At 56.1% G+C, this 12,740-nt stretch carries 13 protein-coding genes; 11 read left to right on the top strand and 2 right to left on the bottom strand.

The window, feature by feature from the left end; translation table 11 throughout:
• Positions 1–40 precede the first annotated feature (40 nt).
• Both GT3570_RS12905 and GT3570_RS12900 read right to left on the bottom strand, forming a co-directional pair.
• Positions 41–619 carry a PilW family protein gene (locus GT3570_RS12905; protein WP_062898844.1) on the bottom strand — a complete coding sequence of 193 codons (579 nt, stop codon included), beginning with the start codon at positions 617–619 and terminating at the stop codon, positions 41–43.
• The gene (locus GT3570_RS12900; protein ID WP_014196440.1) at positions 603–1,223 is read right to left on the bottom strand and encodes a type IV pilus modification PilV family protein; all 621 of its coding nucleotides are present in this window, start codon (positions 1,221–1,223) and stop codon (positions 603–605) included. Before GT3570_RS12900 ends, GT3570_RS12905 begins: the two co-directional genes overlap by 17 nt.
• A gap of 143 nt (positions 1,224–1,366) precedes the next feature.
• Here GT3570_RS12900 and GT3570_RS12895 point away from each other — a divergent pair, with 143 nt between their 5' ends.
• From GT3570_RS12895 to GT3570_RS12845, 11 genes are all read left to right on the top strand, one after another.
• Complete coding sequence (locus GT3570_RS12895) at positions 1,367–2,983, top strand: hypothetical protein (protein WP_062898843.1); 1,617 nt, start codon at positions 1,367–1,369, stop codon at positions 2,981–2,983.
• Positions 2,973–3,752, top strand: a complete 780-nt coding sequence (locus GT3570_RS12890; protein WP_062898842.1) for a PRC-barrel domain-containing protein — start codon at positions 2,973–2,975, stop codon at positions 3,750–3,752. The genes GT3570_RS12895 and GT3570_RS12890 overlap by 11 nt, the downstream gene beginning before the upstream one ends.
• Before the next feature lie 16 nt (positions 3,753–3,768).
• On the top strand, positions 3,769–5,139 hold the full coding sequence (locus tag GT3570_RS12885; protein ID WP_062898841.1) for a G5 domain-containing protein: 1,371 nt from the start codon (positions 3,769–3,771) through the stop codon (positions 5,137–5,139).
• A complete protein-coding gene (locus GT3570_RS12880) occupies positions 5,136–6,800 on the top strand; it encodes a GspE/PulE family protein (protein ID WP_023633503.1) in 1,665 nt (554 codons plus the stop codon). Before GT3570_RS12885 ends, GT3570_RS12880 begins: the two co-directional genes overlap by 4 nt.
• 12 nt (positions 6,801–6,812) lie before the next feature.
• Positions 6,813–7,868 carry a type IV pilus twitching motility protein PilT gene (locus GT3570_RS12875; RefSeq protein WP_023633504.1) on the top strand — a complete coding sequence of 352 codons (1,056 nt, stop codon included), beginning with the start codon at positions 6,813–6,815 and terminating at the stop codon, positions 7,866–7,868.
• Positions 7,855–9,066: a type II secretion system F family protein gene (locus tag GT3570_RS12870; protein ID WP_062898840.1), complete on the top strand. Its 1,212-nt coding sequence runs from the start codon at positions 7,855–7,857 to the stop codon at positions 9,064–9,066. Before GT3570_RS12875 ends, GT3570_RS12870 begins: the two co-directional genes overlap by 14 nt.
• An 85-nt stretch (positions 9,067–9,151) precedes the next feature.
• A complete protein-coding gene (locus GT3570_RS12865; protein WP_062898839.1) occupies positions 9,152–9,670 on the top strand; it encodes a prepilin-type N-terminal cleavage/methylation domain-containing protein in 519 nt (172 codons plus the stop codon).
• Between the two features lie 59 nt (positions 9,671–9,729).
• Positions 9,730–10,485, top strand: coding sequence for a prepilin peptidase (locus GT3570_RS12860; RefSeq protein ID WP_062898838.1), 756 nt, complete (start codon positions 9,730–9,732; stop codon positions 10,483–10,485).
• Between the two features lie 21 nt (positions 10,486–10,506).
• A complete protein-coding gene (gene pilM / locus GT3570_RS12855; protein WP_014196431.1) occupies positions 10,507–11,445 on the top strand; it encodes a type IV pilus biogenesis protein PilM in 939 nt (312 codons plus the stop codon).
• Positions 11,435–12,010, top strand: a complete 576-nt coding sequence (locus tag GT3570_RS12850) for a fimbrial protein (protein WP_023633736.1) — start codon at positions 11,435–11,437, stop codon at positions 12,008–12,010. Before pilM ends, GT3570_RS12850 begins: the two co-directional genes overlap by 11 nt.
• Positions 12,007–12,726 carry a hypothetical protein gene (locus tag GT3570_RS12845; RefSeq protein WP_014196429.1) on the top strand — a complete coding sequence of 240 codons (720 nt, stop codon included), beginning with the start codon at positions 12,007–12,009 and terminating at the stop codon, positions 12,724–12,726. The genes GT3570_RS12850 and GT3570_RS12845 overlap by 4 nt, the downstream gene beginning before the upstream one ends.
• The last annotated feature ends 14 nt before the right edge of the window (positions 12,727–12,740 follow it).

Genomic DNA, 12,740 nt, shown 5'->3' with positions numbered 1-12,740 from the left:
CAGCCCCTCCCTTCGCAGACAAAGTTTTGGAATGCAATACTTAAAAACCAAATTCCGTTGTCAATGTAAACGGCGGCACATACAGCCAACCACTCGGGTCGGCGTGTCGACGGTCGGAGACAATGAGACGGATCGTCATGACGCCGCTGCGGCACAGGTTGCCTTCTTTTCGTGCGCAACGGAATGAAAACGATGAAGAGTCGCCCAGCAAAAAGCGGGAAGAGGTGATCGTTTCGCCATTGATCGCGAGCGCGCCGTCTTGGATGGACAGCGTCATCCGCTCGATGCTTTCCGGCTTTTTCTCTTCACGGGAGACAAGCCCGGTGTCCGCATCGGCTTTGAATTCTTGGTTTTTCACAAAGGTGACGGCCGTTAACGGCGTGTTTTCCTCTTGACTTTCCATTCCATCTGGAGAGAGCGTGTACAGCTCGTTCATTATTCGGGCCATGGCGTAGTCCGCTTCGCTGCGCAAGTCGTTTTCGATGCCGATGCGCTCGTAGGCGCGAATGCCGGTTAAAAACACGGTGTAGATAGCGCCGATGATGAGCAAAGAAATGGAAACGGCGGCCAACAGCTCGATCATCGTCATGCCGGCTTCGCTTCTAGCGGATCGTTTCATCGGTGATCACCCCTTCGACCCACGCCGTTTCGTTCGTGCGCTCGCCCCAACGGACGGTGGTGTATAATTTGGTCATGTAGCCGCCGGCGTTTGATTCGGCTGCTTTTTCCGTTTCAGCGCGGATGCGCGCCTGCAGCGGCGCAGGCAAGGAAGCGAATTCCGACGATGAAGTGAATGCATCCCATGCCTCCTTGTCGTATCGGACAAGGTAAACGGAAGCTTCGTAACGGACATTGTTGATTTTCGGGGCGAACTGCGCTTCACATACCGTATGCAGTTGGCTAGATTCACCGGGAAAAAACAGCGCCGCCAACGATTCGTTGCCGCAATCGTCTTTTGTTAGCTCAAGAAACGGTGTTTGATGGTCTTCCATATACTCTTTTAGCCGGGAGAAATCTGCGTTTTTTTCAAAATAGACAGCGACGCCGCGGGCGACGTTGACGGCCACCGTCCGACCTTGGTTGTAAGACGTATGCATCATCGCATTCGTGAAAAAGTAAAACAAACCGATCGCGACGCCCGATAAAAGAGTGATGGCCAGCAACGTTTCGATCAACGTAAATCCTGCTTGACGACTAGGAAGAGGAAAATTGCTTCCCGCCATTTGTCATAACCTTCTTTCAAAATATGTAACTTTATTATACAATATTTTCGAGTCGAACCATGTAGAATTTTAGGATAAGAGAACGAGCAATGGCATATTTGGCGCGTTATTGCCAATGATACGCCGGGAAGGAACGGGTAGGCATGTGGAAAGAGGCGGTTGTTTACGTTGTTGCATTCATAGTGGCGCTGTTGGCTGTTTGGCTGCTGCCGCTTGGATTCAGCCGGGCCGGGGGCGCGGCGGTGGTGGCGGCTGCCTTTTTGGCTGCGGGGCTGGCGCAGTTGGCCGAATCGGTGATTCCGTTATGGCAAATCGCCCTGCTCGTCGGGCTTTTGCTGTTGGCGGGCTCGTATTTGCTTGATCGTTGGTTCGGTCCGCTTCTTTACCGGTCGGTGGAGACGGAGGAAGCTGGGGAACGGAGAAAGGGAGGATGGAAAGGGAGTGGCGATCGGACGGCAGCGGGCGATAGGTACGGGACGATGGTCCAGAATGCAACGGAAAATCTAGTCGATTCGGCCTGGCCGGCAGCTTTTGGACAAAACGGCGCTTCGAGGGAATTTCAAGGCGTTGACTCGGGTGGGGAGGCGTTGCGATCGCACGTGCAGGAAACCGGTAACACCGCTTCAGGAGCGTCGCCTGCAGCGTCGGAAGCAGCTTCGGGAGAGACGGAGCGGGCACCGAAATCCAGCGAGGAGCCCTGGGAAGAACAGACTGCTTTCTTGCTTCGATCGATGGATGGCATAGAGGAAGCCGCTTCCGATCCCGGAGCGGATCAAACCGAGCCGGAGGAGCTGCTTTCGTTGGATTCGGCCGATGCGGAGCAAAAAATGCGCTCCGTGGACCGAGACGATGCCGAGCAAGAGGAGTTTTTCCCGTTGGATTCGGATCGTGTGGAGCTGGAGAAGTTGTCCGCCTTGGATTTGGATGGAGTAGAGCCGACCGCCATGACGGGTGACGGTGGCGGGCTGAATGTTGGGCCGGCGCGCCGTCTGCGCGATTGGCTCGATGAGCTGCCGGTCTCGATGACGCCAGACATCGAAGCGGCGGTGCTGCAGGCGGGAGCGGCCGCCGACGGCCGCGGCCTGTTGCAGGCGCTTGATCTCAGCCATGAAGAAGAGGATGGGCAACTTTCCGCGTTCATGTCTTCTAGCTCGGCGGGCGTTTCTGCTGCAGAAAACGGGCTGCCTTCCGGCCAGGCAATGCCGCGTGAAGGGGCGCTTTTGGAAGAAGCAATGCCGGGTATTGTCGACTGTTCGCTGCCGGAAGCGGACGAGGCTGCCGAACCGCCCCGTCAGGAGGACGCGATGAAAGCAGAGCCTGACAGGCAGGAAGGGCAACGAGCGGAGCATGGCTGGTCGGAAGGCGAACAATCAACCGAGCGCCGCGAGCCGGAAGAAGATGGGCAAACGGAAAGCCGGCGGGAGGAAGAGAGCGAACGGCCAGCGCGAATGATCGGTCCGGAAGTCGTGCAGGCGGTCGTTCTTGAATTGCGCCTCAACCGCCGTCGTTTGGGCGCCGCCGATTACGAGCGCTGCCTCCGCCGCTGTTTGGACGCTCCGCTTTCTGACCGCGACTATTACGTATTGGCCCGTTTGTTAATGGAACATTATGTGGTAGAACAACAGTACGGCAAGCTCGCAGCGTGGCTCGAGGAGCTCGCTGACCGTTTTCGCGCCTATCCGGCTGTGGCCGAAGAGTTGGCGCTTTGGCGGCAGTTTGCCGCAACACTAAACAGTTGGGGTGAACAAGATGAAAGCTAGCGCGCAAATCATTGGGCTGCCGATCATCAGCATTGCTGACGGTGCACAAATCGGCACGGTGAAAAGTTTGGTGATCAACCCGGACAAAGGATCGATCGATTTTTTGACTGTGGAACAAGACGATGTGCAACTCAGTTTAAAGGCCATTCCGTTTAAAAAAGTCGTCGGCATCGGCGAGTTTGCCGTGACGGTAGAGCAAGGGCACGATGTAATTGACCTCTCGGAAATTCCGATCGCCAATCAGCTCGTCAATAAGCAAATCCGGATTAAAAATACGAAAGCCATCACGCGAAAAGGGCAGCTGCTCGGCGAAGCCCGCGAGTTTTTCGTCGATGAAGAGTCAGGGGATATTGTCGGCATCGCTCTTCAGCTCGAGAAAGGGGAAGCGGTGCTGCCGGCCTCAGAAGTGTTGACGTACGGCAAAGATATTTTGATCATCAACGACGGAGCGAACGAGTCGCTTCTTGATGATCCGGCGCAGTTGTTGAAGGCAGAGAGCATCGAGCCAACCGGCGGCATGGCGGAAGAGGACGTTTCCGCGCAAATGGAGGCGATGGCCGAAAGCGCGGAAAATGTTGAAGCGCTGCAGTCGCTGAGGGAAAAACAAGTTGCGCTGTTAGCTGGAAAGCGGCTGACAAAAGATATTTATGATGCAGACGGCCGCCTGATGTTTAAAGCGGGCACTCTGCTTGGCGAAGAGGATGTGCGCAAGGCGCAAGAGGCGGGGCCAAGCGTCATCGTCGATGTCTCGATGAATGTGGAGGCGTAATGGAGGAGGGTCGGCGGTGAAAAAGGCTGCCGCGTGGAAATTGTTTGTTGTCATGGCTGTTTGCACCGTTTATTTTATCGCTTTTTCGCATCTGGGCACCTTCGCCCATGATGTTTTGGCCCCGGATGACGGCCGCCTTGGCCCGGGCACGGCGGTCGGTCCGGTGTCACTCTCCGGCATGACGCCCGAAAGAGCCCGACAGGCGGTTGTCGAGCGGGTGAATGAGTGGCGGGCGACCGCTTCCATTTCTTTGCAGTACCAAGAAAAGCGCATTGACCTGCCGGCGGACGCGTTTGCGTTCCGTCTTGCCGAGAGCACGAAGCGGTTTGTCGACGGGAGGCGCACGCCGCTGTTTGTGATCGCTGATTTAGAAAAATGCCTCCAAGCGGCGGCAGCCATCGTTCCGCCGGCGGCGTTATCGGCGCTTGACATCAAGAAGCTTGGGGCGGATTTAGAGGGACAGGCGGCTCAGCTGCAAAAGCCATCATCTCCGATCGACTTGGCTCGCTACATATCGTTTGCAAACGGCCGGCAACCGGTCGTCAGCGAAGCGGCCGCATCGGCGCCTGACTCTTCGGCCGTCCGCTGGCTGTCTGGCGAGCGGCGCGCGGTGATCAAAGCGAAACAGCTGTTTTCGTTTGGCGATTATATGAAAAAGGTGAAGGCCGATTTGTCCGATGAAGCGGCCGATGCGATCGCTTCAGCGGTGTACCGGGCGGTGCTGGCGACCAATTTCACTGTCGTGGAGCGCTATACGAGCCGTATGTTGCCGGATGGAGTGACGCCCGGTTTTGAGGCGCCCATTAGCGGCGGCCGCGATTTGGAATGGTTCAACCCAAACACGACCGACTACACGCTTCTTCTCCGGCATGATGGACGAAAGGTGCGTGTTGCCATTATCGGGTTGCCGTTTGCCTATCAATATATCATTCGCCTAGGCGAGGCGGAGTCTATCGAACCGCGTGTCATCGTCCGCTATGACGCGCGCCTGGCGCCGGACGAGAAGAGGACGGAACAGATCGGGCGGCCGGGGCTGGTTGTGACGGTGGAACGCGAAGTGCGCGACGGCGCTCGGCTCGTGCGCAAAGAAACGGTGAGCGAAGATTTTTATCCGCCAACGTATACGATTCACGTGCGCGGCCTTGAAGTGCCGGAAAGCAATGTTGGGCAAAGCGGCGACGGAGAAGGCGGAACGATGGAGCCGGCGAATGGGGTGACGGAAAACAACGGAGCGGCGAACCAACCGAATTCGACTGCGAAAAACAGCGGCGGGAATATAGAGAGCGGGACCGCGTCAAAGAAAGGCGATGAGGCGAGCAACGGGGAATCGGCCCCCGCCGCTGGCAGTGAAGAGAAGACGGATGCGGGCGGAGGGGAGGAAAAATGAGCAAAAAGCAGGAACGGAAACGGCTTGGTGATTTGCTTGTCGAAGCGGGATTGATCACCGAAAGCCAGCTGGCCGAGGCGCTGCGCGAGAAGGCGCCCGGGCAAAAGCTCGGCGACGCCTTGTTGCAGCGCGGCTACATCACGGAACAGCAGCTGATTGAGGCGCTCGAGTTTCAGCTCGGCATTCCGCACGTCAGTTTGTACCGGTACCCGATCGATCCGAAAGCGACAAACCTCGTGCCGAAAGAGTTTGCCCGCCGCCATATGGTTATGCCGCTCAAGGTGGAAGGCGATCGGCTGCTCGTTGCCATGGCCGATCCAATGGACTTTTTTGCCATCGACGATTTGCGCCTGTCGACCGGGTTTCAAATTGAAACGGCGATCGCTTCAAAAGACGATATTTTGCGGGCGATCAATAAATATTACGACATCGACGAAGCATTTGAGGATTTTTTGCAAACGCCGCCGCCTGAGGTGCGCGACGACGAGCGGGCTGCTGAGGACGATTCTCCCATCGTTCGTTTGGTGAACCAAATTTTGCAGCTTGCTGTTGAACAGCGGGCGAGCGACATTCATATCGATCCACAGGAGACGAAAGTGCTCATCCGCTATCGGATCGACGGCCTGCTTCGCACCGAACGCGCGCTGCCGAAACATATGCAAAGCATGTTGACGGCGAGAATTAAAATTTTGGCCAATATGGACATCACCGAACACCGCGTGCCGCAAGACGGGCGGATCAAAATGGACATCGATTTTCATCCGGTCGATTTGCGCGTTTCAACGCTGCCGACCGTATACGGTGAGAAAATCGTCATGCGCGTCCTCGATTTGGGCGCAGCGTTAAACGATATTCATAAACTTGGTTTCAACCCGGTCAATTTAGATCGGTTCATCCGCTTGATCGAGCGGCCGAACGGCATCGTCTTGATCACCGGACCGACCGGTTCGGGGAAATCGTCGACGCTCTATGCGGCGCTCAACCATTTAAACAGCGAGCACGTGAACATTATTACGATTGAAGATCCAGTCGAATATCAGATCGAGGGCGTCAACCAAATTCAAGTCAACCCGAATGTCGGCTTGACGTTCGCCCAAGGGCTCCGCTCGATTTTGCGTCAAGACCCGAACATCATCATGGTTGGGGAGATTCGCGACCGCGAGACGGCGGAAGTGGCGATCCGCGCTTCGCTCACCGGTCATTTAGTGTTGAGCACGCTCCATACGAACGATGCATTAAGCACGATCACCCGCCTGATCGATATGGGGATTGAGCCGTTTTTAGTGGCCACATCGCTCGCCGGCGTTGTCTCGCAGCGGCTTGTGCGCCGCGTCTGCCGCGACTGCCAAGAGGTGTATGAGCCGACGAAGCGGGAGCGGGACATTTTCGCCCGCCGCGGCATTGAGGTTCATCAACTTGTCCGCGGCCGCGGCTGCCCGATGTGCAACATGACCGGTTACCGCGGACGGCTGGCGATTCACGAGCTGCTTGTTGTCACCGATGAGATGCGGCGCGTCATTTTAAACAACGAGCCGTTTTCGAAATTGCGCGAGCTTGCCCTGCAAAACAAAATGATTTTTTTGCTGGATGATGGGCTGTTGAAAGTGAAGCAAGGGTTGACCACGCTTGAAGAAGTGCTGAAAGTGGCCATTTTGCATTGATGGGTGAGATGGATGAAGGAAAAGCTTGAGGCGTTATTGCGCGCGGCCTTTGAATGCCGCGCTTCCGACGTGCATTTAACCGTCGGCGCGCCGCCGATTTTTCGCGTGAACGGGGAGTTGAGAGCTTACGGCCATGAGCGCCTGCACCCGGAGGAAACAGAGCAAATGGCGCGATCCATCATTCCGGCGCCGCTTTGGCAGCAGTTTCAGGAAACCGGAGAGCTTGATTTTTCGTATGGCATTGCCGGCGTTTCCCGCTTTCGCTTAAACGTGTTTAAACAGCGGTCATGCGTGTCGCTCGCCGTGCGCCTCATCCCGGTGCGCATCCCGACGCTGGAGGAGCTTGGCCTGCCGGATGTCTTAAAGCGCATCGCCGAAAAGCCGCACGGACTCGTGCTTGTCACCGGACCGACCGGCAGCGGCAAATCGACGACATTGGCGGCGATGATCGACTATATGAACAAAACGATGTCGAAACATATCATCACGCTGGAAGATCCAATCGAGTATTTGCATAAACACGGGAAATCGATCATCGACCAACGCGAGGTGGGATTCGACACTGGCAGTTTTGCCGCCGGATTGCGCGCTGCGCTTCGTCAAGATCCAGACGTCATTTTAGTCGGGGAAATGCGCGATTTGGAAACAATCCAAACGGCAATCACCGCCGCGGAAACGGGCCATTTAGTGCTTGGCACGCTTCATACGGCGAGCGCGCCGGCGGCGATTGAGCGGATGATTGACGTCTTTCCGCCGGCCCAGCAGGCGCAAATCCGGCTGCAGCTTGCTTCCGTGCTCGTTGCCATCATCGCTCAGCGCTTGTTTCCAAACAGACACAAAACCGGGCGGACGGCAGCGCTGGAAATTTTAGTGAACAATGCGGCCGTCGCCAACTTAATCCGAAACGAAAAAGAACATCAAATCATCAACATTATGCAAACGAGCCGCAGCATCGGCATGCAGACGATGGAAATGAGCGTTAAGGAGCTTGCAGCCGATGGGCGCATCGATCCGCTGGCGGCTGAAGTGTATTTGGCGGGGGAGCGTGGGGACGATGGCGCAGTTTAAGTACGAGGGGCGCGACCGAAACGGACGGAAAAAAGCTGGAGTGATCAATGCCGTTTCGCGGCGCGAGGCGGCGGCAAAGCTTCGGGAAAAAGGAATTCGCCCGCTGGCGCTTGCCGAAGTGCCGCCGTCCATATGGAACAAAGAAATTTCGTTTGGCCGCGCCGTCAAACTGCAGCACTTTGTCATCTTTTTGCGCCAGTTCGCAACGCTTGTGCGCGCCGGGGTGACGATCGTCGATTCGATCCGCATTTTGGCGGAGCAAACGGAAAGCAAGCCGCTCGCTAAGACGCTTCTTGACATCGAACAGTCATTGCGCAGCGGGAACCCGCTCTCAGCGGCAGCGGCGAATCATCCGCGCATCTTTCCGCCGCTGTTTGTCAACATGGTGCGCGCCGGTGAAGCGAGCGGGACGCTTGACGAGACGCTTGACCGCTTGGCCGATCATTTTGAAAAAATGCATCGGACGCGGCAAAAAATCGCCTCGGCGCTCGCCTATCCGATTGCTGTTGCCATCATTGCCACCGCGGTCGTTATTTTTTTGCTTGTCGCCGTTGTGCCAACGTTCGTCGAGATGTTCGCCGAGTTTCACGCCGAACTGCCGGCGATTACGAAGTTTGTGCTCAAGGCAAGCAGTGTGATGCAGCGGTATTGGTGGGCCGTCGTCCTGCTTTTTGCCGGCGTGTACGCATCGTTTGTGGTTCTTCGGCGGCAAAAGACAACGAAGTACTATTTGGATTATGCCGCCCTGCGGATGCCGATGTTCGGCACGCTCGTGCAAAAAGCGGCGCTCGCCCGCCTGACACGGACGCTCAGCTCGCTTGTTGCAAGCTCGGTGCCGATTTTAGAGGCGCTTTCCATCGCTGGGCGCGTCGTTGAAAATGAAGTGATCGCATCTGTGCTGGCTGAAGCGCGGACCTCCCTCGAGCGCGGGCAATCGCTCTCGGAGCCGCTCCGCCGCCATTGGGCGTTTCCGCCGCTTGTTGCGCAAATGATCACGATCGGCGAACAGACCGGTGCGCTTGACGCCATGCTCGGCAAAGTTGCTGATTTTTACGAAGCGGAAGTCGATGCGGCCACCGACCGGTTGAAATCGCTCATCGAACCGCTCATGATCGTGCTTCTCGCCGGCGTCGTCGGGACGATCGTCACTTCGATCATCGTGCCGATGTATGATATTTTCAACCATATTCAACAATAAAATAAGAATATATTCCTATTTTTCTTCCTATGTTGTAGAATAATAGGGAAAACAGGCTAAAAATGAAAGAAAGGGAGAGTGAACCATGTTCAAACGGGTGTTGAAAAACGAGCGCGGCTTGACGCTCATCGAACTGCTCGCCGTCATCGTCATTTTAGGGATTATCGCGGCGATTGCCATTCCGGCGATCGGGGGGTTGATTGACAATTCGAAAAAAGACGCGCACGTTTCGAATGCGCAGCAAATGATCAACGCAGCGAAAATCGCCGTGACGGCGGATAAGGATTTGATACCGGCGAATGGGAAGTATACACTTGTTACGCTTAAATACTTAGAAGATGAGGGATATTTAGAAACAGTAAAAGACCCGGATGGAGGCACCAATTCGTATAAAAAAGGTCCTACAGGTACAGGTGCACAGCAAATGCAGACAGGCTTGAGTGATGATCCTAAGGCTGATTATTCTTACGTACTTATCAAAAATGATAATAATAAACTAAGTTACTTTGTCAAATTAATTAACAATGAACGGGGGGTACATAATAGTGGGGCAGCTGTCCAAGAACAAGATCTTAAACGCAGTGCAGTTGGGGCTGTCAGGTGAGAGTGGAAGTTAAGAAGATAGCTGAAAATAGAAAAAGCGTTTGATAGGAATTAATATCTATGAATCAAATTGCCCTAACTTTGGTTTTCCTCTACTCCCTCCTCCTCGCCTCGTTCTTTAACGTTGTCGGGCTGCGGGTGCCGGTCGGGGAGTCAATCATCAGGCCGCGGTCGCATTGTCCGGCGTGCGGACGGACGCTATCGGCGGGGGAGCTCATTCCGGTTGTGTCGTATGTCGTGCAGCGCGGGCGGTGCAAAGGGTGCGGGGGGCGCATCTCCCCCCTTTACCCGGCGATGGAATTGGCCACCGCTGCCTTGTTTACGGCCGCGCCGATGTGGGTCGGCTGGGGCGGGCGGCTCGTTGTGGCGTGGACGCTGATCAGCTTGTTTGCCATCATTGTCGTCTCCGACCTTCGCTACATGCTCATCCCCGACCGGGTGCTTTTGGTGTTTGCCGGTTTGTTTTTGGTTGAACGGCTTGTGATCCCGTTTTTGCCGTGGGCCGATATGCTTCTTGGCGCGGCGGTCGGATTTTCGCTTTTATGGCTGATCGCCGTTTTGTCCAAAGGCGGGATGGGGGGCGGCGATGTGAAGCTGTTTGCCGTGCTTGGGTTTGTGCTCGGTTGGAAAATGGTGTTGCTCGCGTTTTTCTTGGCGACGTTGTACGGAACGGTGATCGGGCTTGTCGGCATGGCGTTGGGCCGCGTGCGGCGCGGCAAGCCGATGCCGTTTGCGCCGGCGATCGCACTCGGGGCGTTGACCGCGTTTTTCTTCGGAGAAGCGATCGTGCGCGCGTATATTTCACTCATTATGTAAAGACGGCAGAAAGGAAGCGGAATGAAGATGGCGTTATGGCGGCGAAAGGCGAAACAGGCGAATATCATCATCAAAGATCATGTCCTCCGCTATGTGGAAGCAAAGCCGGGACAGCCGCCCGAGGCGAGGCGATGGGGCGAGCGAGCCTTGCCGCCCGGCATCATTCGCGATGGAAAAATCGCCGATCGGGAAACGTTGGCGATGATTTTGGACGAATGTGTTGACGAATGGAAACTTGACGGGCGGCGTGTCCGCTTTGTCGTTCCCGATCCGTTTGTGATGATCCGCCATTTGCCGCTTCCCGCTCATTTGTCGGACGAGGACATACGCGGCTATTTGTTTATGGAGCTTGGTGAATCGATTCCGCTTCCGTTCGCCGATCCGGTGTTTGACTACGTCGTGGCCGAGAGAACAAACGAGGTGCTGAACGTGCTGTTGTTTGCCGCGCCGGAAGAGGCGGTGGCCGAATATGCGGCGCTCTTGGAAGACGCAGGCCTGCGCCCGGTGGCGGCCGATGTGTCCCCGCTTTGCGCCTATCGCCCGTTTTTTGTTGCCGGACAAGCCGCGGCGGACGACCACATTTTGCTTGTCCAGTTTGACGAATCGGCTGTCAATTTGAGCGTCTTCCACCGCCATTTGCCGCAGTTTATGCGCCATGTGCCGCTTGAGGCGCCCGGGGAGCGAACGATGCCGATCGTTGACCCGTTTGCGGAGGTGTATAAGGAAATCGAGCGGATGATGAGCTTTTATTCGTTTTCCATCCAGCAAGGAAAACAGCAAATTACGCGCCTCTTCCTCACCGGCGACCATCCGCGGCTTGACGATGTGTTTGCCGTTATGTCAGAGCGGCTTGATGTGCCGCCGGAGCGGCTTTCTCGCTCGATTGATCCGTTGCCGGATCGTTATCATCTCGCCTGGGGATTGGCGTTGAAAGAAGGAATGGCTGACCATGATCGTTGACATCAACTTGCTGCCGCGCAAAGAGCCGCGCCGTGCGGCGGGCGCCGTGCTGGCGGCCTTCGCCGTTTTGCTTCTGCTGCTTGGCGCTGGGGGAGGCTACTGGCTGATGGAGCGTGCGAATCAACGGCTCGCGGTGCTTGAAGGGGAGCTTCGGCAAGTGCGCGCTGAGCAGGCGGCGATGGAGGCGAAGGGAAAAACGACGGAGCAGCAGCAAGCTGAGCAAGAGCTTGCTAAAGCGGTCGAATGGGCGAACCGTTATCCGCTCAAAACGGTGCCGCTGTTGCGTGCGTTGGCCAAACAACTGCCGGAGCGCGGCTTTATCATGAACTTTTCGTATGCTGGTCAAAAGACGGTGACGATGACAGTGCAGTTTGATGCGGCGGAAGAAGCGGCCTATTATTTAGATCGGCTTGAGGAAGTTCATTTGGTCAAAGCCGTCAAATTGACCGGCATCTCGGCCAGCGGCGAAAGCGGCGGGGCAGAGGGGGAAACGATCGTGCCGCGGTATATCGCGCAATATGAGCTGGAACTTCAGCCGACAGGAAAAGAGGGGGACAACGAATGATGGGCCGTTTTGGAAAATGGCCGCTCGTGTTTACCGGGGTGTTTCTTCTTGCCGCTCTTTTGTTTGCCGCTTTCTATGTTTTTGTGCTCATGCCGCGCTACGAACAAATGGATCGGCTCGAGGCGGTCGTACAAAGCGAGAAAAACGTGTTGGCTGCAATGAAAAAGCAGGCGGCGGGGAATCGAGAAGAAACGGCAGAGAGCCTGGCGGCTTTGCAGAGGAAAGTGCCGGTGCGCCCGTTCGCCGACCAACTGTTGCTGACGTTTCAAAAAGCGGAATATATTTCTGACAGCCGGCTATTGAGCGTCAGCTTCGCTGAAGGGCAAGGAACCGGAGAATCTCCTTCGCAAGGGAACGCGAATGGAGCGGAAAGCAAGGCGTCCGGAGACAAGGCGTTGATTCCTCCAAGCGGCATCCAGTCTATTACCGCCCAATTGACGGTGGAATCTCCCTCCTATTATCAGCTTGAACGGTTTTTAGAGGTGCTTGAGCACTCCGAGCGCATTTTGGCGGTGGAAGGATTGACGTTTACCGGCCCGCCTGAGTTGACGTCCACCGCTGTCGACGTGCAACCGCTCGCCTATTCCATCAATGTCCGCGCCTTTTACGCGCCGCAGCTTGAGAAATGGAAGCAGCTCATTCCCATCCGCGATGTCCCTCCGCCAAGCGGCAAAGACAATCCGCTCGTGGAAATGGCGCCGTCTTCGGGCCGGTAGCGGGGATGGTGGAA

This window comes from Geobacillus thermoleovorans, from assembly GCF_001610955.1.
Taxonomy (GTDB): domain Bacteria; phylum Bacillota; class Bacilli; order Bacillales; family Anoxybacillaceae; genus Geobacillus; species Geobacillus thermoleovorans.
The sequence above is the reverse complement of the archived record's forward strand: the minus strand, read 5'-3'. Positions and strand labels throughout refer to the sequence as shown.

Bases quoted from the DNA above. Each gene is read 5' to 3' on its own strand.
- GT3570_RS12845 (WP_014196429.1), top strand. From the start codon at position 12,007: ATGATGGGCCGTTTTGGAAAATGGCCGCTCGTGTTTACCGGGGTGTTT.
- GT3570_RS12890 (WP_062898842.1), top strand. From the start codon at position 2,973: ATGAAAGCTAGCGCGCAAATCATTGGGCTGCCGATCATCAGCATTGCT.
- GT3570_RS12880 (WP_023633503.1), top strand. From the start codon at position 5,136: ATGAGCAAAAAGCAGGAACGGAAACGGCTTGGTGATTTGCTTGTCGAA.
- GT3570_RS12850 (WP_023633736.1), top strand. From the start codon at position 11,435: ATGATCGTTGACATCAACTTGCTGCCGCGCAAAGAGCCGCGCCGTGCG.
- GT3570_RS12870 (WP_062898840.1), top strand. From the start codon at position 7,855: ATGGCGCAGTTTAAGTACGAGGGGCGCGACCGAAACGGACGGAAAAAA.
- GT3570_RS12860 (WP_062898838.1), top strand. From the start codon at position 9,730: ATGAATCAAATTGCCCTAACTTTGGTTTTCCTCTACTCCCTCCTCCTC.
- GT3570_RS12875 (WP_023633504.1), top strand. From the start codon at position 6,813: ATGAAGGAAAAGCTTGAGGCGTTATTGCGCGCGGCCTTTGAATGCCGC.
- GT3570_RS12865 (WP_062898839.1), top strand. From the start codon at position 9,152: ATGTTCAAACGGGTGTTGAAAAACGAGCGCGGCTTGACGCTCATCGAA.
- pilM (WP_014196431.1), top strand. From the start codon at position 10,507: ATGAAGATGGCGTTATGGCGGCGAAAGGCGAAACAGGCGAATATCATC.
- GT3570_RS12895 (WP_062898843.1), top strand. From the start codon at position 1,367: ATGTGGAAAGAGGCGGTTGTTTACGTTGTTGCATTCATAGTGGCGCTG.
- GT3570_RS12905 (WP_062898844.1), bottom strand. From the start codon at position 619: ATGAAACGATCCGCTAGAAGCGAAGCCGGCATGACGATGATCGAGCTG.
- GT3570_RS12900 (WP_014196440.1), bottom strand. From the start codon at position 1,223: ATGGCGGGAAGCAATTTTCCTCTTCCTAGTCGTCAAGCAGGATTTACG.